This window comes from Streptacidiphilus neutrinimicus (assembly GCF_000787815.1).
Lineage (GTDB): Bacteria > Actinomycetota > Actinomycetes > Streptomycetales > Streptomycetaceae > Streptacidiphilus > Streptacidiphilus neutrinimicus.
Genome location: NZ_BBPO01000055.1, coordinates 24,297 through 45,250, shown reverse-complemented (window position 1 = coordinate 45,250; position 20,954 = coordinate 24,297). Strand labels below are relative to the sequence as shown.

The 20,954-nt window shown below is 71.7% G+C and carries 18 protein-coding genes and 1 pseudogene; 10 read left to right on the top strand and 9 right to left on the bottom strand.

Annotated elements, in window-relative coordinates; genetic code table 11:
• Positions 1-354: 354 nt before the first annotated feature.
• Positions 355-807: a hypothetical protein gene (locus tag TR48_RS28280; RefSeq protein WP_042372516.1), complete on the top strand. Its 453-nt coding sequence runs from the start codon at positions 355-357 to the stop codon at positions 805-807.
• A 180-nt stretch (positions 808-987) separates the two neighbouring features.
• On the opposite strand, the pseudogene TR48_RS45860 reads toward TR48_RS28280, so the two are convergent.
• Positions 988-1,101, bottom strand: a pseudogene (locus tag TR48_RS45860) (aminoglycoside phosphotransferase family protein); the annotation flags it as partial.
• Positions 1,102-1,339: 238 nt separating this feature from the next.
• On the opposite strand from TR48_RS45860, the gene TR48_RS28270 reads away from it, so the two are divergent.
• Together TR48_RS28270 and TR48_RS28265 are read left to right on the top strand one after the other, a co-directional pair.
• The gene (locus TR48_RS28270; RefSeq protein WP_161789921.1) at positions 1,340-2,101 is read left to right on the top strand and encodes an alpha/beta fold hydrolase; all 762 of its coding nucleotides are present in this window, start codon (positions 1,340-1,342) and stop codon (positions 2,099-2,101) included.
• Positions 2,098-3,558, top strand: a complete 1,461-nt coding sequence (locus TR48_RS28265; protein ID WP_052443127.1) for a DHA2 family efflux MFS transporter permease subunit — start codon at positions 2,098-2,100, stop codon at positions 3,556-3,558. Before TR48_RS28270 ends, TR48_RS28265 begins: the two co-directional genes overlap by 4 nt.
• 73 nt (positions 3,559-3,631) lie before the next feature.
• Here TR48_RS28265 and TR48_RS28260 read toward each other — a convergent pair whose 3' ends face one another.
• Positions 3,632-4,909, bottom strand: a complete 1,278-nt coding sequence (locus TR48_RS28260; protein ID WP_152628225.1) for an ATP-grasp domain-containing protein — start codon at positions 4,907-4,909, stop codon at positions 3,632-3,634.
• A gap of 180 nt (positions 4,910-5,089) precedes the next feature.
• On the opposite strand from TR48_RS28260, the gene TR48_RS28255 reads away from it, so the two are divergent.
• Positions 5,090-6,259, top strand: a complete 1,170-nt coding sequence (locus tag TR48_RS28255; protein WP_042372508.1) for an AMP-binding protein — start codon at positions 5,090-5,092, stop codon at positions 6,257-6,259.
• A gap of 123 nt (positions 6,260-6,382) precedes the next feature.
• Here the strand turns inward: TR48_RS28255 and leuD are convergent, their stop codons facing one another.
• Genes leuD through TR48_RS28235 form a run of 4 tightly spaced genes read right to left on the bottom strand, consistent with a single transcriptional unit; the run spans position 6,383 to position 10,670 of the window.
• Positions 6,383-6,979, bottom strand: a complete 597-nt coding sequence (leuD, locus tag TR48_RS28250) for a 3-isopropylmalate dehydratase small subunit (RefSeq protein WP_042372537.1) — start codon at positions 6,977-6,979, stop codon at positions 6,383-6,385.
• Between the two features lie 23 nt (positions 6,980-7,002).
• On the bottom strand, positions 7,003-8,394 hold the full coding sequence (gene leuC, locus TR48_RS28245) for a 3-isopropylmalate dehydratase large subunit (protein WP_042372507.1): 1,392 nt from the start codon (positions 8,392-8,394) through the stop codon (positions 7,003-7,005).
• 39 nt (positions 8,395-8,433) lie between these two features.
• Positions 8,434-9,984: a class I adenylate-forming enzyme family protein gene (locus TR48_RS28240; RefSeq protein WP_161789920.1), complete on the bottom strand. Its 1,551-nt coding sequence runs from the start codon at positions 9,982-9,984 to the stop codon at positions 8,434-8,436.
• On the bottom strand, positions 9,981-10,670 hold the full coding sequence (locus tag TR48_RS28235; RefSeq protein WP_042372503.1) for a class I SAM-dependent methyltransferase: 690 nt from the start codon (positions 10,668-10,670) through the stop codon (positions 9,981-9,983). The genes TR48_RS28240 and TR48_RS28235 overlap by 4 nt, the downstream gene beginning before the upstream one ends.
• 207 nt (positions 10,671-10,877) lie before the next feature.
• Here TR48_RS28235 and TR48_RS28230 point away from each other — a divergent pair, with 207 nt between their 5' ends.
• From TR48_RS28230 to TR48_RS28205, 6 genes are all read left to right on the top strand, one after another.
• Entirely contained in the window at positions 10,878-12,578 is a 1,701-nt protein-coding gene (locus TR48_RS28230) for a 2-isopropylmalate synthase (RefSeq protein WP_052443126.1), read from the top strand.
• 110 nt (positions 12,579-12,688) lie between these two features.
• The gene (locus TR48_RS28225) at positions 12,689-13,741 is read left to right on the top strand and encodes an iron-containing redox enzyme family protein (protein ID WP_042372502.1); all 1,053 of its coding nucleotides are present in this window, start codon (positions 12,689-12,691) and stop codon (positions 13,739-13,741) included.
• Positions 13,742-13,772: 31 nt separating this feature from the next.
• The gene (locus tag TR48_RS28220) at positions 13,773-14,462 is read left to right on the top strand and encodes a 2OG-Fe dioxygenase family protein (protein WP_042372500.1); all 690 of its coding nucleotides are present in this window, start codon (positions 13,773-13,775) and stop codon (positions 14,460-14,462) included.
• A complete protein-coding gene (gene dapF / locus TR48_RS28215) occupies positions 14,459-15,337 on the top strand; it encodes a diaminopimelate epimerase (RefSeq protein ID WP_042372498.1) in 879 nt (292 codons plus the stop codon). The genes TR48_RS28220 and dapF overlap by 4 nt, the downstream gene beginning before the upstream one ends.
• Complete coding sequence (locus tag TR48_RS28210; RefSeq protein WP_201777171.1) at positions 15,334-17,397, top strand: molybdopterin-containing oxidoreductase family protein; 2,064 nt, start codon at positions 15,334-15,336, stop codon at positions 17,395-17,397. Before dapF ends, TR48_RS28210 begins: the two co-directional genes overlap by 4 nt.
• Before the next feature lie 11 nt (positions 17,398-17,408).
• Positions 17,409-18,101 (top strand): M24 family metallopeptidase, encoded by a 693-nt coding sequence (locus TR48_RS28205; RefSeq protein WP_042372496.1) that lies wholly within the window; start codon positions 17,409-17,411, stop codon positions 18,099-18,101.
• Between the two features lie 59 nt (positions 18,102-18,160).
• Here the strand turns inward: TR48_RS28205 and TR48_RS28200 are convergent, their stop codons facing one another.
• The 3 genes from TR48_RS28200 to TR48_RS28190 form a co-directional block, all read right to left on the bottom strand.
• A complete protein-coding gene (locus tag TR48_RS28200) occupies positions 18,161-19,081 on the bottom strand; it encodes a LysR family transcriptional regulator (protein WP_042372494.1) in 921 nt (306 codons plus the stop codon).
• Between the two features lie 57 nt (positions 19,082-19,138).
• Positions 19,139-19,423 (bottom strand): helix-turn-helix domain-containing protein, encoded by a 285-nt coding sequence (locus TR48_RS42380; protein WP_063771082.1) that lies wholly within the window; start codon positions 19,421-19,423, stop codon positions 19,139-19,141.
• Positions 19,424-19,555: 132 nt separating this feature from the next.
• A complete protein-coding gene (locus TR48_RS28190) occupies positions 19,556-20,464 on the bottom strand; it encodes a helix-turn-helix transcriptional regulator (protein WP_052443125.1) in 909 nt (302 codons plus the stop codon).
• Positions 20,465-20,954: the final 490 nt, after the last annotated feature.

The following is a 20,954-nucleotide window of genomic DNA, read 5'->3' as shown; positions in this document are numbered from 1 at the left end:
GCGCTGGGCTCCGCCGTCCCGGAGCCGCCGGCCTGCGTCGGCGCGGGCGTCGCGGTCGGCGCGGCGCTCGACGCTCCTGCCCCGGAGCCGCCGGCGGCGACGGCGGGTGCGGCTGTGGCCAGCACGGCGGCGAAGGTCAGGGCGACGGCAGTGGCAACACTCGTACGCATCAACAGCTTCTCTCTGCTCGGTCCACCGGCTCCCGGGCGGGGATGCCGGCGGTTTCGTTCCAGATCGGCCGAAGAGACGACGCACGCGGTGGTCCTGCTGCAAAGAAATGGCAAAGTCCTCGGATCGGTTCTTGGTCGTCGACCTGATTGCCCGTCATGGAGCGGGCAACTAACCTGACCGCCTGTGGAGCACCGTGCACCGACTCTGGCACCCTCGCCGGCTCCCGCCGACTGGAGCCGTGGGCGCGCCCGCGCGGCGGCGGCCCTCTGTCTGACGGCGGCGGCCGTGATCGTGGCGTACTGGGCGGTGTGGTTCACCGATCGACCGCTCCTGGCCAGCTCGACCACGCGCGGCTACCTCGACTTCGAGAACGCCTTCCCGCTCGCCGACGCCTGGCTGACGGCAGCCCTGCTGCTGGCCGCGGCCGCCTGCCTGAGCGAACGCGCCGCCACCGCCCGGCTCTGGCTCACCGTCGCCGCCGGCAGCGGTGTGTACCTGTTCAGCATGGACGTCCTCTACGACCTCGAACACCGCGTCTGGTTCACCGGCGGGGGCGCGGGCGTCGTCGAGGCCGTGATCAACCTGCTGACTCTGGCCATGAGCGTCCTTCTGTGGCGCCTCGCGCCCCGACGGTGAGTCATCGGGGAGCCACGGTGGCCCTCGCGAGGGTCACCACCCGGTAGATGCTGCCGTCGAGGCGCCCGTCGCCATGGTGGACAACCAGGAGGCCCCGGCCCGCCGTCCGCTCCTTGAGGGTGCGGAACACCAGGTCCCCGCCGTTCTCGTCGAGGTTGGGTCGGAGGGGGGACGCCGGAGGCGTCCAACGCCCACAGGACCCCGGCGGCGGCGCAAGGCCCTGACGGCCGCGCCCGCGGCGGCCCAGGCCGTCGGCGACGCGGTCGAGGGCTCGCCGAGGCGGCCGAGCGCCGTCCAAGTCCACCCTCAGGAACACGCCGAGTCCAGTCAAGTCGAGTTGATAAAACCAATTGATCGACCCTTTGAAATTCGTGATCGGGCGACGGCCGGGCATAAAGAGGTCTGATCACTCCCCCCGGGCGTGATTTCGCAGGCCCGCCGTATATTTTGCTCATCGCACCCGGGGACCGATTGGAGCTCTCCCATGCTCGAAATGATTCACCATGCCCGGCGCCCCGGTACCGGGCCCACCGTGTTGTTCGTACCGGGCCTCGGAATGACCTCGGGGTGTTTCGCGCCGGTGGTGGCCGCGCTCGGGCCGGAGTACGACGTCGTCACCGTGGACCTGCGCGGGCACGGGGCCAGCCCGGAGCCGCCACCGGGGTGGACCGTCGAGGACGCCGCAGCCGATCTGGCGCAGGTCGTCGAGCGGCTCGACCTGCGTGACGTCACGCTCGTCGGATGGTCGCTCGGCGCGACGGTCGCCTACAACTACCTGGAACAGCATGGGACGGACCGGGTCTCGCGGCTGGTCTCGGTGGAGATGTCGCCCTACCTGCTGCGCGAGGACGGCTGGGAGCACGCGGCGTTCGGCGGCCTGGACGCCGTCGGCGCGCTGCAGGCGACCCGGCAGCAGTGGACCGACCCGCAGGGGTACCTGACCGCCGTGACCGAGAACTGCTTCGCCTCCGGGAGCGAGCCCGAACCCGGCGTGCTGCGAGAGCTGTTGACGGAGTCGCTGCCGACCTCGCGGCTCGCGCTGCTGGCGCTGTGGAGCGGGGTTCTCGGCCAGGACTGGCGCGAGCGGATCAGTGGGCTGGCGCTCCCGACGCTGCTGCTGCACGGCGCCAAGAGCCGGATCTTCCCCACGGAGGTCGGCAAGTGGCTGCTGACCGCGCTCCCGGACGCCCGGCTGGAGATGTTCCCTGACAGTGGCCACGCCCCCTTCCTGGAGGAGCCGGACCGGTTCGTCCGGGTGCTCCGCGACTTCGTCGACGGGACGGCGGGCGCGTGAGCCGGCTGCGCGACAACCCGTGGGCGACGCTGGTCGTGTTGTCCCTGGGCTACTTCATGACCCTGCTGGACTCCACGATGGTCACCATCGCGATCCCCGGCATCATCGGCTCCCTGCACACCACGCTGCCCGTGGCGCTGTGGGCCTTGAACGGCTACATCATCACCGTCACCGTCCTGCTCATCACGGCGGGCCGGCTGGGCGACCGGTACGGCCCGCGACAGCTGTTCGTCGTGGGCATCGCGTTCTTCACCGTCGCGAGCCTGCTGTGCGGGCTCGCGACGGCGCCCGGTGTCCTCGTGGGCGCCCGCGTGCTGCAGGGCGTCGGCGCGGCGCTGCTCATGCCGCAGAGCCTCACGTTGATCGTGGCCACCTTCCCGCGCGAGCGACGCGGCACCGCGCTCGGGGTGTGGGGCGCGATCGGCGGGGTGGCCTCGGTGCTCGGCCCGTCCCTCGGCGGTCTGCTGATCGACGCGGTCGGCTGGCGCTGGATCTTCCTGATCAACCTGCCGATCGGCATGCTGGTCGTGGCGGCGGGCCTGACGGTCGTTCCGGACCTGCGGACGGGCCGGCAGCACCGCCTGGACGTGCTCGGCGTCGTCCTCGCCTCGACGGCCCTCGGCTGCTTCGCCTACGCCGTGACCAACGGCGCCGATCAGCACTGGGGCCCCGTCGTCTGGGCGCTGCTGGTGGCGGCCGCGCTGCTCGGCGTCGGCTTCGCCGTCCGCCAGCGGCAGCGTCAGGACCGGGACCCGCTGGTGCCCTTCGCCCTGCTGCGGATCCGCAGCTTCACCGTGATGCTCGGGGTGGCCGCGGCGATCACCGGCGCGACCTTCGGCATCACGGTGCTGGCCGTGCTGTACTCCCAGTCGGTGCTCGGCCTGAGCCCCTTTCGGGCGGGGCTGATCCTGGCGCCCGCGTCGGCGACGTCCATGCTGGTGGCCTTCTACGCGGGCAGGCTGGCCGACCGGATGGAGGGGCGTCACATCCTGCTGACCGGCATGCTCGTCCAGGCCGCGGGCATCCTGTGGACGGCGCTGCTGATGACGGGCTCGGCCTCGTGGACGGCCTTCCTGGCCCCCATGGCGGTGATCGGCGTCGGCAACGGCTGCTCGATCGCGCCGAGGACCACGGTCGCCATGCGCGAGGTGCCCCAGGAGCTGACGGGCGCGGCCTCCGGGGTCCTGGAGACGGTGCGTCAGGCGGGGGCGCTGGTCTTCACCGCGGGCGTCGTGGCGCTGGCGCAGGGCCTGCGGTCGGTGACGGGCGGCGTCGGTCCGGCCATGCGCGCGGCCACCCTCCTGCCGATCGCGGCGCTGGTGCTCGGCGCCGTCGCCTGCCTGGCGCTCGCACGCGAGGCGGCCGAGCCGACCGATGCGGCGCAGAAGGCGCAGAAGGCGCAGGAAGCGCAGGAGGCGGAAGCGGGCGCGCCGGCGCAGCCGCTCGCCTCGGACTGACGGGCGGCCGGCCTGCATGCTGCCGGGCCGGGGACGCCCCGGCCCGGCAGTGCTGCTCTCGCTCGGGGCCCGGCTACTCGCCGCCGGAGCCGTTCTGTCCCGGCGTGCCCGGCGTGTGCCGCTGGAGGAAGCTGATGTTCTCGTGGACGACCGCGTGGTCCTTCGCCGCGAACAGGGCGTGGCCCGCGAACCACCAGCGGATGCGCAGGCCTTCGTACGTGAAGACCTTGGGAGCCCGGCGCCGGTCGAGGTCGATCGAGACGACGGCCTCGGGGTGGGGGAAGTCGTAGGTCGGCCAGACCAGCGGAGCGTCGGTCCGACCGGTGAAGAAGCCCACGCCGTAGTGGTCGCCGGCCAACTGGGGACGGCTCGGGGTGCGGCCGTTGAGCATCGCGTCGAAATACGCCTGGTAGGGGCGCATTTCGTACGCCGCTTCGAGCAGTTCGATCATCCGGCCGCCGGCATAACGGGTGTGGATCTCGACGAGCTCGACACGGTCGTCGAGCAGCTTGATCTCGGCGTGCATCGGCGAGGTGACGAAGCCCAGCGCCGAGACGACCGCCTGGAGGTACTCCTCGACCTGCGCCCACCGCTCCTCGGTGTGCCGGCTGGGCACCATCTGGCCGACCTCTTCGAAGTGCGGCGTGCCGGTGTTGAACTTGTCGGTCAGGGTGAACAGCGTGAGCCGGCCGTCGACGACGAGCCCCTCGGCGCTGATCTCGGTGCCGGGGATGTACTCCTCGACGAGGACCTCGTGGGTGCGGCGGTCGCCGGACAGGTGGGCCACCCGGCCGTCACGCTCGTCACGGTCGGTCTCGGCCAGGTTGTACGGCTCGAAGACGCGGGCCAGCTCGGAGCGGTCGGCGACGAACTGCACGCCGTGGCTGCCGCTGAACGCCCGCGGCTTGACCACCACCGGCGGCTCGAGGCCGCCGAGCAGGTCCTCCCCGGGGGAGAGCAGCGACGCCCGGTGGAAGCCGACCTTGGTGAGCCCGTGGTCGCGCAGCACCTCGCGGGTCTCGGACTTGTCCAGGACCCGGGCCTCGACGGTGGACGGCGTGCCCGGGATGCCGAGCCGCTCGCGCACGGCCGCGGCCAGCTCCATGGAGAACTCGGTGATGGCGAGGACGGTCGCCGGCTCGATGTCGCGCACGCAGTCGGCGATCACCGACGGGTCGAGCGCCTCGACCGCGCGGGTCCGCACACTGGTGAGGTCGCCGATCTGCGCCAGGGACTCGGGTGTGTCGACGACGACGATCGAGGCGCCGAGTGAGGCCGCGTCACGGATCGCGTTGTTCAGCTCGTGGACGCTCCACGGGACTCCGACGAGCACGACGGTCTGAGTATTCATTCCGCCATTTTCTTCGGACGCCGGGCGCGCGACAATGCCGGACCGGCGCAGAAATTGTTATCGGCCGATCAAGGATCATTATTGGACCGCCCGGCGACGGGCTGCATAGGATTTTTCCGGCCCACTGCCGTGCGGCATGCGAACTATTCCACCTGAATTCATCGATCGTCCAGGAGAATCATGATCGGAACCATCGACCGGGAGATCCTGCTCGCCCACGCCCGGACGATCGCCTCACGTGGCGGCAAGGCGGTGCCCGACGGCGCGAAGGACCTCTGCGACCTGGAGGTCTGCGGCCCCGCCGAGATCACGGCCATGACCAGGGCGGCGGCCGAACGCGACGGCAGCGTGCTGGTCTCCAGCGGCGGCACCACCGGCACCCCGAAGCTCACCTACCTGCCGCACCACATGGCCTTCGACCGGCTCCTGCCGGTCTGGCGCCCGCTGGGCGTCGGCGACGTCGTGCTCAACCTGTACGACGCAGGCCGCATGTGGGGCACCCACTACTTCGTCCAGAAGCTCGCCGAGCGCACGGAGTCGACGGTCATCCCCTCGGGGCCGATGACGGCCGAGGAGCTCGAGCTGCGGCTCCCGATGCTCCGCGACGTCGGCGTCAGCGTGCTGGCCAGCGTCCCGTCCGGGCTGGCCGACTTCGCGGAGATCGTGCTCAAGACCGGGGTCAAGCCGCCGGTCAAGAACATCATCTGGATGGGCGAGGCCTGGACGGAGGCCAAGCGGGAGCTGGTCCGGCAGGCCTTTCCCGACGTGCGCCTGTGGGGCATCTACGGCTCGGTCGAGACCTGGGCGATGGGGTCCAACGGGCCGGACTGCGACGAGACGACGCTCCATCTGCTGGCCGACGAGATCTTCGAGTTGGAGGACTCCGGCGCCCTGCTGACGCGGGTCGGCGAGGGGTGGACCGTGCCCGTCGTCCGCTACCGCCTCGGCGACCGCGTCGAGGCGGCGCAGTGCCGCTGCGGACGCGGCGACGCCTTCCGGGTCCTGGGGCGTGCCGACGACGGCTTCAGCCTGCTCGGCAACTACGTCAACACCGCGGACATCGTCGACCGCGCCCGGCAGTGCCCCGGCGTGGTGGACGCCCAGCTCGTGCTGGTCCGGGACCCCGACACGGCAGATGCGGCACGTTCGATGACCGTCGAGTACACCGGGACCGCTGCCCCGGAGGCCGTGCGGAGCTGGCTGACCGGCGGCCACGTGCGGCTCGGCACCACCGACAGCCAGCACCCCGAGGCGATCTCCGCCCGGCGGGTCGACCGCCTGCGCCGCATCGCCAGGACCAACAAGACGCCGGGCGCGGTGTGGCAGGACCCGCTGGACAGCGCGTCCTGACTCCCCCGCGGTCCTGGCTCCCCCGCGGTCCTGATCCCCCGCGGTCCTGGCTCCCCGCACAGATCAGCCCCGGCAGGTCGGACGACCTGCCGGGGCTGCTGCTGTCCGCCGCTTCTCAGCGCCTCACGCGGTGACGTCCAGCCAGGGGGCGCGAGCCGCCTCGTACGCCGCGATCCGGTCGGCGGCGCGCAGCGTCACCTCCAGTTGCGTCAGCCCGGAAACGAGCCGGTCACGGGCCTCGTCGTCGAGCTGGAACGGCTCCGCCCGGACCCCCGCGGCCTCGCAGGCGACCGTCCGCGCGGCCACGTCGACGGCGATCTCGGCGGCGGGGTCGGCCGTGACGGCGGCCATCACGGCGGCGGCCACCGCAGGCTCGCAGCGCACGGGGACCAGTCCGGCGTTCGGCATGTTGTTGCGGAAGATATCCGCGAACCCGGGCGCGATCACCGCCCGGAATCCCCACTCGTGCAGCGCCCACGGGGCGTGTTCGCGCGACGAGCCGCAGCCGAAGTTCGGGCCGGCCACCAGGATCCTCGCGCCGGCCCGTTCGGGCCGGTTGAGGACGAAGTCCGGGTCCTGGCGCCACTGCTCGAAGAGGCCGTCGGCGTAGCCGGTGCGGGTGGTCTTCTTCAGCCACGCGGCGGGGATGATCTGGTCGGTGTCGACGTTGGGCCGGTCCAGGGGCACCCCGCGGCCGGTGACGTGGACGAGCGGTTCCATGCGGCTTCCCATACGGCTTCTCCCTACAGGTCGGCCGGCGTGACGAAACGCCCGGCGACGGCGGTGGCGGCGGCCGTGGCGGGAGACACGAGATGCGTCCGCGCCCCGGGACCCTGCCGGCCTTCGAAGTTGCGGTTCGAGGTCGACGCGCAGCGCTGCCCCGGCTCGACGGTGTCGCCGTTGATGCCGACGCACATCGAGCAGCCCGGCATGCGCCACTCGAAACCCGCGGCGGTGAAGACCCGGTCCAGGCCTTCCCGTTCGGCCAGCTGACGCACCAGCATCGAGCCGGGGACGACCAGGCCGCGGACGCCGTCGGCGACGCGCCGCCCGCGCACCACGTCGGCGGCCGCGCGCAGGTCCTCGATCCGGCTGTTGGTGCAGGACCCGATGAAGACGACGTCGACGCCGACGTCACGCATCGCGGTGCCCGGGCGCAGGCCCATGTAGGCGAGGGCGCGCTCGGCCGCCGCCCGCTCTCCGGGGTGCGCGATGCCGTCCGGGTCGGGGACCGCGCCGTCGACCGCGACGCTCTGCCCGGGGTTGGTGCCCCAGGTCACCCGCGGCGCCATGGAGCCCGCGTCGACGACCAGTTCGCGGTCGAAGACGGCGTCCGCGTCGCTGCGCAGCGTCCGCCACGCGGCGACGGCCTCGTCCCACAGGTCGCCGCGCGGGGCGCGCGGGCGGCCCTTCAGGTACGCGAACGTGGTCTCGTCGGGCGCGACCAGGCCGCTGCGGGCGCCCATCTCGACGGCCATGTTGCAGAGCGTCATCCGCCCCTCCATGGACAGCGCGCGCACGGCCGGGCCGCGGAACTCGATGAGCGTCCCCGTGCCCGCGTCGGTGCCGCCCTCGGCGAGGATGCCGAGCGCGAGGTCCTTGGCCGTGACGTCCGGCGGAAGCTCGCCGGTCACCGTGACGGCCATGGACTGCGGCCGCCGGGCCCGCAGCGTCTGCGTGGCCAGGACGTGCTCGATCTCGCTGGTGCCGATGCCGAACGCGATGGCGCCGAAGGCGCCGTGGGTGGCGGTGTGGCTGTCGCCGCAGACGATGGTGGCGCCGGGCCGGGTGAGCCCCATCTGGGGGCCGATCACGTGCACGATGCCCTGTCCCGGGCTTCCGACCGGGTGCAGCTCGATGTCGTTGTCGCGGCAGTTGTCGGCGAGCACCCGCAACTGCTGTGCAGCGCCCGCGTCCGCGGGCAGCTCCCGGCCGTCGGTCGGGACGTCGTGGTCGGTGGTGGCGACCGCGTGCGAGGGGCGGCGCACGGCGCGGCCAGCCTCGCGCAGCCCGGCGAACGCCTGGGGCGAACTGACCTCGTGCAGCAGGTGCAGGTCGATGTAGAGGAGGTCGGACGCTCCGGGCTCCACGACGTGCAGGTCCCAGATCTTGTCTACCAGGGTCTTGGGGGTCAAGACTCGCCCTTTCCGAACAGGTCGCTGACGCCGGCGACGTCAGGAGGAGGCCGCGGCCGGGATGTAGCGGCGGCGGATCAGCGCGCGGTCGGCCTTGCCGACGACGGTGCGCGGGATCCGGTCGAAGGCCAGGACCGCGCTGGTCAGCCCGCGGGCGGCGAGGAGCGCGTCGACGGCGGCCACGGCGTCGTCCGCGGGGGTTCCCTCCGCGGCGCGCAGCACCACGAGCACGCGGTCGGTCAGGGTGTCCGCGTCGACGGCGAGGCTGACGGACTCGGCGACGGGGCAGCGCTGCGCGATCAGGTCGTCGAGCTGGGGAACGGCCAGCGGGCCGTCGGCGGCCAGCACCAGGTCGGTGACGCGTCCCAGCAGGCGGAGGCGGCCGTCGTCCAGGCGCTGGGCGACGTCACCGGTCCAGAAGTCGGGGCCGCGGAACGTGGCCGCGTTGGCCTCGTCGTCGCCCAGGTAGCCGTCGCTGGTGCAGTCGGAGGTGAGCACCAGCTGGCCGAGGTCGTCCCTCTCGTACCCGGGGAGCGCCTCCAGCCGTGCCCGGACGCCCGCGACCTCGTGCATGCCACCGCCGGTCTGCACCTCGTCCGCCATGTTGCCCAGGGCGAGGCCGAACTCGGTCGAGCCGTAGACGTGGCGGATGCGGATGCCGAGCACCTCGGCGGCGGTGGCGATCAGGGCCGGGCTCGCGTAGGCGCCGCCGCACATCGGGCGGCGCAGCCGGGAGAGATCGGCGTCGGGCGCCCGCCCGGCGGCGGCGACCAGGTCCTCGTAGTGGTTGGGCAGCATGCTGGTGAAGGTGGCGCCGGTCGCGGCCAGTTGCGCCAGCAGCGTCGCGGGCTCGGCACGCGGGTCCGCGAGGATCAGCCGGGCGCCGGCGAGCAGCGCCGCGAAGGCGTGGAGATCGGTCGCGTGCGCCACGTCGAGGGTGTGCCGGCAGAAGAACGCGTCGCGCTCGGTCGCCTCGATGTGCGCGATCCAGCGCCGCCGCTCGCGGACGAAGGGCTCCTGACGCCAGGTGACGAGTTTGGGCGCCTTCGTCGAGCCGGAGGTCCACAGCATGCGGAAGGTCCCCGGGGCGGTCGCCCGCTCCTGCGGCCCCGCGCCTGACGCCGCGCCGAGCTCCGCGCCTGTCGCGGCGTCGGCGGCGGCGTCGGGGGCGGCGGTGACGGAGGCGGCGGCGAAGTCGGCGTGCGGGGCCTGCAGCGCGGCGAGTTCCACGCGGGGCAGCGTGACGCCGGGCCGGTGGTGGTTCTCGGGGCCGACCCAGAGCACCGGCTCGGTCATCCTCAGGGCCCGGGACACGGCGGCGGCGTCGAAGTCGGCGAGCAGCGGGACGTACGCGGCCCCGGCCGCGCAGACCCCGAGCAGGAAGGCCATGTAGGAGGCGTCGTTGGGCAGGCCGGAGCAGACCACGACGCGGCCCTCGGTGACACCGCGGGCCCGCAGGCCGACCGTGATCCGGTCGGCCTGCGCGACGAGTTCGGCGTAGGTGGTGAGCTCGCCGGCGGTGGTCTCGACCGCGATCGCGTCCGGCCGGAGCCGCGCGACCGACGCGACCGCTTCGTAGAGGGCTGTCACGCGGAGACCCACCCGGCGTAGGTGGCGAAGCGGAAGTCCTTGGCGAGGCAGTCGACGCTGCGGAACCCGGCGTCGCGCAGCCACTGCAGCTGGGTCTCCAGGTCGATGCAGTTGTCGAACTTCATCCGCTCGCGGCCGGCCGCCCACTCGTGCGCCGGCGCCTGCTCGCGGGCCACGTGCAGTTCGTGCTGGCTGTCGTAGAGGGACTCCAGGTGCGGCAGCGGGCCCTGCACCTGCTCGACGTTGACGAAGACGCCGCCGGGGCGCAGCGCCTCGCGGATGCGCCGGAACAGGTCCCGCTTGTCGGTGTGGCTCAGGTGGTGGATCGCCAGACCGGAGACGACCGCGTCGAACCGCCCTTCGGGCAGCGGGTCGGTCAGGTCCCCGGTCTGCACCGTCACGCCCTCCTGGCTGGCGAACCGGCTGCGGGCCTGAGCCAGCATCAGTTCCGAGCGGTCGACGAGCACCACGTTCGCCGCGGGGAGTTCGGTCAGGATCGCCGCGCTGAGCAGTCCGGTGCCGGCGCCCAGGTCGAGCACCCGCGGCGTCGCCGGCACGGTCGCCGCGACGGTCCGCACCGCGGCCTCGTAGATGAGGTCGAACGACGGAATCAGCTGGCGACGCAGCGCGTCGAACGTCGTCGGGTCCCAGAGGTCGTTCCCCTTGATCTCAAACGCTTGCACCACGTCTTCTCTCCGTTCGTCCACGGTCCGCCGATGCGGAACCGGGGCGAGTCTTGCGGCGTACAAGAACGGGCGTCAACGTCCGTTGCCGTATTGCGCAAGAGCAATCCCTTTTATCGGCGTCGCTTCCGTTTCGCTTCTGCGCAGTTTTCTGGTCGGCCGTCGGACCGCTGGCTAGCGTGGTTCGCAATTTATGCGCGAGGAGTCCCCATGACGAACGAAATCGCGGCCCGTCCGGTCTGGAACGAGCAGCGCCGGAGCCCGATGCCGGCTCACCGCTACCGCTCGTACGCCGAGGAGGTGGAACCGGTCCTGCTGCCGGACCGGACCTGGCCCGACCGGACGATCACCCGTGCCCCGCTGTGGTGCTCGGTCGACCTGCGCGACGGCAACCAGGCCCTCGCCGTACCGATGGACCCGGAGCGGAAGCACCGCTTCTTCCGCCTGCTGGTGGGGATGGGCTACAAGGAGATCGAGGTCGGCTTCCCCTCGGCCAGCGCGGCGGACCTCGCCTTCGTCCGGGAGCTCATCGAGCGGGACGCGGTCCCGGACGACGTGCGCATCCAGGTCCTCTCGCCGTGCCGCCCGGAGCTCATCGACCGGACGGTCGAGGCCGTCGCCGGGGTGCGCAAGGTGACCCTGCACATCTACAACCCGACCTCCGAGCTGCAGCGCCGGGTGGTCTTCCGTCAGGACCGGGCCCAGATCCGCGAGCTGGCCGTCGCGTCGGCCCGCCGCCTCGCCGCCGCGGCCGAGTCGCTGACCGGCGCGGACGTGCGCCTCCAGTACTCACCGGAGTCGTTCACCGGCACCGAGCCGGGCTTCGCGGCCGAGGTCTGCAACGCCGTCCTCGACGTCTGGCAGCCCACCCCGCAGCGTCCGGCCACGATCTGCCTGCCCGCCACGGTGGAGATGACCACGCCGAACACCTACGCCGACTCGATCGAGTGGATGAGCCGCAACCTGGAGCGGCGCGACTCGGTCATCCTCTCGCTGCACCCGCACAACGACCGCGGCACCGCGGTCGCCGCCGCCGAGCTCGGCCTCGCGGCCGGCGCGGACCGCATCGAGGGCTGCCTGTTCGGCAACGGCGAACGCACGGGCAACGTCTGCCTGGTCACGCTGGGGATGAACCTGTTCAGCCGCGGCGTCGACCCCGAGATCGACTTCTCCGACCTGGCCGAGGTGCGCCGGGTGGTGGAGGAGTGCACGGCCCTGCCCGTGCACGAACGCCATCCGTGGGGGGGCGAGCTCGTCTTCACCGCCTTCTCCGGCGGTCACCAGGACGCCATCAGCAAGGGAATCTCGGCGCTCGCCGACGAGGCCCACGGGGGCGGCCACGAACTGCGCGAGGAGCACTGGCAGGTCCCCTACCTGCCCATCGACCCGGGTGACGTCGGCCGCGCCTACGAGCCGGTCGTCCGGGTCAACTCGCAGTCGGGCAAGGGCGGCGTGGCGTTCGTGCTCAGCGACTCCCACGGCCTGCACCTGCCGCTGCGGCTTCGCGCCGACTTCGCCGTCCTGGTCCAGCAGGTCGCGGACCGCGAGGGCGGCGAGCTGGGCCCGGAACGGCTGCGCGAGCTCTTCGACGCCGCGTACGCGCCCGCGTCCGGCCGGCTACGGCTCCTCGAGCGTACGCAGACCTCCGTGACGGTCTGCCTCGACGGCATCGACAAGGAGCTCCCCATGAACGGGGCCACGCCGCTGGCCGCGTTCGCCGACGCGCTCGGCCAGGTCGGCCTGGAACTCACCGTCACGTCGGCCACGGCACACGAACTTCCCGGCGGCGGGGCGATCGCCTACCTGAGCAGCGGCGCCGTCTGGTCCGTCGGAACCGGCGAGGACGCGGCCGCGGCGGAACTCGCCGCCGCCGTCGGCGTCATCAATTCTGTTTATGGCCACGATAAATAACTGGACTTGGACCGCGTCCGCCGCCTCTGGATAGGCTGACGTCAATCGAAGCCGAAAAATCGTTCGGCGTTTCGGCGGGCGGGAAAACAGCCACCGAGAGGAATCCCGACATGCCTGATCCGCAGCAGAAAGCCTTTCCGCTCCTCGCTGGTTTCACGGAGGCCCTCACCTCGGTGACCTTCGAGAAATGGCAGGAGCTGGTCGACGACTACGCCCACCGCGCCGAGCTGGCCGGGGAGTGTCGGCGGCTTGCGGACCTGGCCTTCCACGGCCGCGACGCCGCGGCGCGCGCACACCTGCACGAGGTGCTCGCGGTCGTGTACGCCCACGAGTTCAGCCAGTCGGCGGCGCGCAAGCCCGACCAGGACCTCCAGCCGATCCTGCGGGACGTCACCAGCGTCCTTGAGAACGCCATGCTGGAGCACGAGTTCCGCCAGGTGCCGGAGGAGTCGCTGGGCGGCTACCCCACCGGCGAGAAGGAGTACGTGCGCTGGCTGAAGGCCCTGATCCAGGACCACCCGGCGAGCGCCCACCCGCTGTACTCCGAGCACCTGGCCAACTCCGCGACGGTGGAGGACATACGGCTGCTGCTCGCCCAGGAGACCTCCCTGGACCCGCGGTTCGACGACATCCTCGCCGTCATGCAGCTCGGCGCCACCGGCGCCGAGAAGATGGAGATCGCGTCCAACTACTGGGACGAGATGGGCGACGGCGCCTTCGCCGACGTCCACACGACGCTGTTCTCCCAGTGCCTCGCCTCGGTCGGGGTCGACCAGGACTACGTCGAGTCGAACCTGCTGCCCGACTCCAGGGAGTGCGGCAACATCTCGGCGGGGCTCGCCCTCAGCCGCCGGCACTACCTGCGTGCGATCGGCTACTACGGCGTCACGGAGTTCCTGGCCCCCCGGCGCTTCCGCCAGTTGGTCACCGCATGGGACCGCCTCGGGCTCCCGCCCGAGGGCAAGATCTACCACGACATCCACATCGGCGTCGACGCGCAGCACGCGGCCGGTTGGTACAAGAACGTCATCGGACCGGTCGTCGAACGCGATCCGGCCGCCGGCCGCGAGGTCGCCCTCGGCACGATCGTGCGGCTCAACACCTCGGCGCGCTACCTCGACCGGGTCCTCGAGGTGTGTCTCAAGCAGCCCGTGCCCGCCTGACCCCTTACCCGTCTCCCCGAAAGGCACGACCGTGACGCTCAACGCGCAGGGCTTCCAGATCTTCGACCTCCCCGAGACCGGCGAGGACGTGCTGAAGAGCTTCGACGACCTCGCCTTCGACGAGTACATCGGCAACGGCAACCGCTGGCGCCGCTTCTCCCAGTACCGGCTCGAACACCGCGACGGGGCTTGGGAGTTCGAGCGACTGCCGCACCGCCCGTACGTCACCTACTCCAAGTTCAACCCGATCGCGGGCGGCATCCGGCGGCACTACCAGCCGATCCAGGTCGACCTGGTCGAGCACATCCGGGAGGCCTGCGAGCAAATCCCGCTGCCCGAGGACGACGTCTGGCAGATCAACGTCCACCAGTACCGGGTCATCGCCAACAAGGAGCTGCAGGGCGTCGTCGTCCCGGAGGGCGTGCACCAGGACGGCCACGAGTTCGTGGTGATCTCCGTCTACAACCGCGTCGGCATCACCGGCGCCGAGCTGACCCTGCGCAGCGCGGACGACAAGGAGACGCCGATCTTCACCGCGACCCTGCCGGCCGGGCAGGCCATCGCCTTCGACGACCGGGCGCTGTGGCACTACGTGACCGATATCGTGCCGGTCGAGGAGGAGGGCCATCGCGACATCACGGTGGTGTCCTTCTCGCGCTGGAGCGAGCGCTGGTACGGCGACGCCTTCGAGGAGGACGCCATCGGTGAGGGTCGCGGATGACCACACTCCTGAAGTACCACACCCTCGGCAACGACTACCTCGTCGCCGACCCGGCGCTCGGCGCGCTCGCGCCGGACGCCGGGACCGCCCGGGCGCTGTGCGACCGGCGCACCGGCGTCGGGGCGGACGGGGTCCTCTACGGTCCCCTCCCGGCCGCGGATCACCCGGTCGACGCGCAGGACGCCTTCGACGTACGGGTCTTCAACGCCGACGGCTCCGAGTGCGCGCGAAACGCGAACGGCCTGCGGATCTTCGCCCGCTACCTGCGCGAGCACGGCCGCGCGCACCACGACGAGATCACGCTGCGGACGCCCGGCGGTCCGGTCACGGTGCTGCTCGGCAGCTCGGTCACCGCCCCCAGCACCGTCGACCTGGGCCCGTGGACCCACCGCAGTCCCGCCCTGGCCGACGGCGCGGAGCTGGTCGGCGTGCCGGTCGAGGTCGAGCCGGGCACCACGGTGCACGCGACGGCGGTCCACAACGGCGTGCCGCACCTGGTCGCGCTGGTCGACGACGCCACCGCCGAGCTGGCCACCCGGCTCGGCCCGGCCATCGTCGGCCACTCCGGCTTCGCGGAGCGGCCCAACGCCGAGCTGCTGACCGTCGAGGACCGGCGCACCCTGCGGATCCAGATCTGGGAGCGGGGTGTCGGCTACGCCCCCGCCTCCGGCAGCGGGGCCTGCGCCGCTGCCTGCGCCGCCTATCGGCTTGGCCTCACCGATCCCTCGGTGACCGTCGTCATGCCCGGAGGCACCGTGACCGTGGAGATCACGCGGGACGGGCGGGCGCTGCTCTCCGGCGCCAGTTCCCTCGTCGGCCGGGTGACCTTGGCCGACGAGTTCCTGACGCGCCTGCACGCGGAGCGGACGACGTGAACCGTGCGCTGAAGATCCTGCCCGGGGGCTGCCCGCTGGACTGCCCGGACGCGTGTTCCTGGCAGGTCGAGGTGGAGGACGGCGTCGCGGTGGGGTTGCGCGGGACACCGGACCACCCCTACACGCGCGGGACCCTGTGCGTGAAGGTGAACCAGTACCTGGAGCACACGCGCGCGCCCGACCGGCTGACCCACCCCCTGCGCAGGACCGGCCCCAAGGGCGAGGGCCGGTTCGAGCGGATCAGCTGGGACGAGGCGCTCGACGAGATCGCCGACCGCCTCACGGACGTGATCGACCGCTACGGCGGGCAGGCCGTCTGGCCCTACCAGGGCACCGGGAACCTGGGCTACCTGCAAGGCCTCCAGGGGCGCGCCGGCAGCCGGCTGTGGAACAGCCTGGGCGCCTCCCGTCACGACATGACGATCTGCTCGATCGCCGGCCTGGTGGGCACCGGCTACACGCTCGGCACCAGCCGGGGCATCGACCCCGAGGACCTGCGCCACTCCCGGCTGATCCTGCTGTGGGGGTGCAACACGCTCACCACCAGCCACCACCTGTGGAAGGTCCTCTCGGAGGCGCAGCGCTCCGGGGCCTACGTCGTGGCCATCGACCCGGTCCTGACCAGGACGGCCCGGCTCGCGGACGAGCACCTGCCGCTCAACCCCGGCACGGACGCGGCGCTCGCCCTCGGGCTGCTCAACGTCGTGCTCTCGCTCGGCGCCGAGGACCGCGCGTATCTGGCCGAGCGGACGGTGGGCTGGCCCGAGTTCCGCGCACGCATCGAGCAGTTCACGCCGGAACGCACCGCGGAGATCTGCGGGCTGCCGGTGGAGACGGTCGAGCGGCTCGGACAGCGGCTGGCCGTCACCCGGCCCACCGGGATGAAGGCGGCGCAGGGGATCCAGCGGCACGCCGGCGGCGGGATGGCGCTGCGCACGCTGGCGGCGCTGCCGGGGGTGACGGGCGACTGGAAGCTCCCGGGCGGCGGGCTGGCCTACTCGACAGACGGCTACTTCGGCGGGGACCGCGAAGCCCTGTTCCGTGACGACCTGCTGGCCGGGCCGGTCCGCAGCCTCTCGATGACCCGCCTCGGCGAGGCGCTCACCACGGCCGACGACCCGCCCGTCAAGGCGCTGTTCGTCTACGGGGCCAACCCGGCCACGGCGGTGGGCGGCCAGAGCCAGGTGCGTGCCGGTCTGCTGCGCGAGGACCTGTTCACCGTCGTCCTGGAGCACTTCCGCACCGACACGGTGGACTACGCGGACATCGTGCTGCCCGCCACGATGCAGACCGAGCACGCGGACCTGCTCGACGGGTACGGGCACATGTACCTCACCTGGAACGAGCCCGCCACGGCCCCTCCCGGCGAGTGCCTGTCGACCACGGAGACGTTCCGCCGGCTCGCGGCCCGGCTGGGCCTCACCGAGCCGAGCCTGTTCGACTCCGACGAGGAGCTCGCCCGGCAACTGCTGTCCAGCGGCCACCCGTCGCTGGACGGCGTCGACCTGGACCGGCTGCGCCGGGAGGGCTACGTCCGGCTCAACTACCCCAGTCCCTTCGTGCCGTTCGCGGACGGCTTTCCCACACCCTCGGGGAAGCTCGAGTTCGTCTCCGAGACGGCGGCCGCCGACGGGTACGACCCGCTCACCGGATACACGCCTCCCAAGGAGTCCGCCGATCCGGAGCTGGCCCGCCGGCTGCCGCTGGTGCTGATCTCGTCGGCCTCGCACTTCTTTCTCAACACGACGTTCGCGAACAAGGAGTCGCTGGTGCGGCGGGCCGGAGCGCCTTTCGTGGAGTTGCACCCCGACGACGCCGCGTCCCGGGGGCTGGTCGAGGGAGAGCAGGTGCGGATCTTCAACGACCGGGGCGCCTTCACCGCGCAGTTGAAGGTGAGCGACGCCGTGCGGCCAGGGGTGGCCCGCACGGGCAAGGGCTGGTGGTCGAAGCTCACCGGACACCGGGCGGGCGTCAACGCCACCGTGGACGAGCGGGACTCCGACATGGGCGGCGGCGCCGTCTACCACGACAACCGCGTCGAGGTGTCGGCGACCGAGTAGCGAGGACGAGGATGGACGACAACGAGGCACGGCGCGTGGCGCTCCTCCTCCATGCGCAGGCCACGGCGGAGGAGCTGTTCGAGGAGATCGGGCGTAGGCGGCTGGTCGCCGCAGGCAAGGGTGAACGGGAACTCAGCGACGAGATCCGAGACCTGGCGCGCGAGATGTTCGGCATCGAGAACTACTGGCACAAGCGCATCGTGCGCTCGGGCCCGAACACCCTGCACCCCTACCGGGCGAACCCGCCGGACCGGCTGATCGCCGAGGACGACATCGTCTTCTGCGACTTCGGACCGCTGCTCGAACAGTGGGAGGCCGACTTCGGCCGCACCTACGTGCTCGGGGACGATCCGGTCAAGCACCGCCTCCGCGACGATCTGGCCGTCGTCTTCGAGGCCGGGCGGCGCTACTTCCGGGCCCGGCCGGACGTCACCGGCGCGGAGCTGTTCGGCGAGATCCGGCGACTGGCGGCCGAGGCGGGCTGGGAGGTCGGCGCCACCCACGCCGGGCACCTGGTCGGGGAGTTCCCGCACGAACGCATCAACGGGGACGAGCTCGAGTACTACATCACCACCGGGAGCGACGAACCGATGCGCCGCCCCGACCGCGTCGGGCGGCTCTGCCACTGGATCCTGGAGATCCATCTGGTGGACCGGTCCCGGGGGTTCGGCGGCTTCCACGAGCAGCTGCTGGATCTGGGCTGAGGCACGGCCGCCGCACGGTTCGCGCGGCGGCCGTCCGACACGGCGTCAGGCTCGTCCGCTCAGGCCGCCTCAGGGGTGGCCGTGTCGGGCTCATCGACCAAAGGGAACTGACGGAGGGCCGCTTGGGCGACGGAGAAGGCCGCCTCCACCACGTGCGCCGGCGTGCCCGGCGCGTGGACGAAGGAGACCGGCACCAGGCCGGGATGGAACGGCAGCATGCCGCCGGGGACCGGGGTCAGGTTCCACTTCTCGCCGCTGTTGGCGAGCAGACCGATGACGCCGAGCCCCGCTCGGGTGGCCGCCCGCAGCCCGGCGAGGTCGGGGCCCTCGTAGGCGACGTGCCAGGGGACGCCCTGACGGTCGAGGGCGGACACGATGTGCGCGCGCGTGTTGCACGGTCCGGTGGGCAGCACCATCGGAATGGACCGGCTCGCGGCCAGGCGAGCGGCGTCGTGCGCGTACCAGGCCAGTTGGAGCGAGCCGAGCGGGCGGCTGCGTTCGCCGCGGGGGCGGCCGATGATGACGGCGACGTCGGTCTCCTGCTCGGCCGTCCGCGCGGCGATCTGCTCGCTGGCCCCGATCCGCGCGGTCAGGGTGACCCGGGGCAGCGCCCGGGTGAGGCCGACGAGCAGGTCCTGGAGGACGTCCTCCAACTGCTCCGAGGCGCCGATCGTGAGCCGGAGGTTGTCCCTCGGGGCCGTCAGCCGGGCCATCGCCTCGTCGTTGACGGTGAGGATCTTGCGGGCGTAGAAGAGCAGTTCCTCTCCGGCGTCGCTGAGTTCGAGGCGGCCCCTGGTCCGGACGAAGACCGGGCCGCGCAGCACCGCTTCGAGTCGGCGAATGTGGTAACTCACGGCGGGCTGGGTCAGCGCCAGCACGTCCGCGGCCCGTCGGAAGCTACCGGTCTCCACGATCGTGCTGAGCGTTCGCAGCTGGTTCACGTCGAGGTTGCGGGAGATGATGGTTCGTTCTGTAGTCATACGTTTTCACTTTCGCGTGCGGCAAGGCAGCCTGGAACATCCCCCGAAACCCCAGAACTAGCTTTCACGAAGGACGGGTTCGCGCAGGTCCACGGGCCGGACGGGATGTCGCGGCGCCGGGCACCTGGCGCAGGAGCGGCTGCGGGCACCGACGGCGATGCCGAGCTGGAAGCGGTTGTTGATGCCTAACCCGTCCATCATGGAACGGAGCATGTTGGTCACGGTGCGACGGCTGACGCCCAGGCGCCGGGCCGCGCTGGCATCGGTGTGGCCTGCGGCCAGCAGGGCGATCAGTATGTCGTCGCGGTTCTGGGGGTGCGCTTGCTCGAAATCGTGGTGCACTACTCGAACCAATCTGAGATTGTCATCCTGGTCGAATGCGGAGATGGCTTCGCCATGACAAACAAGAGAACAAGGTGTCTGCGGTCGGCGAAATCGAACCGGATCGGATTGGTCCGGCTTCCAGGCCAAACGCTACGTTCGATCGGCGGACTCAGCCACGCACGATCCATACGTGGATACGGGAGCGCCCGGCGCGTTTGAGAGGCTGGTCAGCCGCTGCTGGGTGGGCGTGCCCGGGAGCGCCTGCAGCAGGAACAGCCGCTGCCGCGATCGCGAACTCATCATCATGGGTGCGTAGTCGAAGTCCAGGCTGCCGACGCGCTCGTCCAGCACGCTCACGACGGGAGCGGGCGCCCGGGAGATCTGATGGTCGCCCCACACCCGCGAGAACTCGTCGCTCGCCGCGCACAGATCGGCCACCAGCGCCGACGCGGCCGCGTCGTAGCCGCGCTCGGCCACGATGACGCGCAGGTAGGCGACGAAGTTGCGGCCGATGGCCTCCTGCTGCTCCGCCGGGTTGAGCACCGACCGCCGCCAGCGGCCCGAACAGAACCAGCACCACAGCATGTTGCCCTCCCAGCCGGGCAGGCCGGCGACCCGGCCGAACAGCGTGGTGTGCAGGGCGTTCTGCGCCACGACCGTGGCGAGGTCGTCCACCACGAAGGCGGGGGACGTCCCGGTCACGGCGTGCATGACCGAAAGCAACTCCGGATCCACCGCCCCATCGGGCCCGGCGACCGCCCGCTCCGCACGCCCGGCCAGCAGGAACAGGTAGCCGCGCTCGTCCGCGTCCAGCCGCAGCGCCCGGGCCAGCCCGGCGAGTATGGCCGTGGAGGGCTGCGGCCCGCGGCCCTGCTCCAGCCGTTCGTAGTAGGTCGTCGAGATGTTGGCCAGGCGCGCCACCTCGTCCCGCCGCAGGCCCGGCGTCCGACGCCGCCGACCGGCCTCCAGCCCGACGGCGGTCGGTGACAACGCGTCACGTCGACGCCGCAGGAAGTCAGCCAGCGCCTCGCGCGTGGTCGACTCGCTGTTCTCCCGCACGCCTACCCCCTCCCGCCCCGGCCGCACGGCACCCGTCCTGGCAGCCCGCCGGTGAGCGCCGCCCCGGGGGCGAGCCGTGATCTCCGGGAGGCGGCTCCGTTGCCAAGGGCTGGGCTGGTGTGCGTGACGGCCACATTCACTCCTTGCAGTCGAGGGCCGAGCGTAGTCGGACACTGTTGGGTTTGTTAACTCCCCCTGTAGGGCCCGCCACCAGGCAAGGTGTCCGTACAAGGTCACCTGCAGGGACAGGAGCTGAACAGCCCTGGTTCCCGCAGGCGTACACGGTGTGTCACTTTCGGCCATTCCCGCGGGGGGCACGCGGCTGAATCTCGATCAGGGCCTGGCATGGCGTCGTCTTGTCAAATGATCCGCCATCAATCATTGCCGTCAGTGCTCCGATAGCACGTACGGAAACCACACCCGCGATCCGCCCGAAGGAGCCCGATGCGTCCGAGCATCTCGCGCACCGCCCCCATTCTCACCGGCCTCC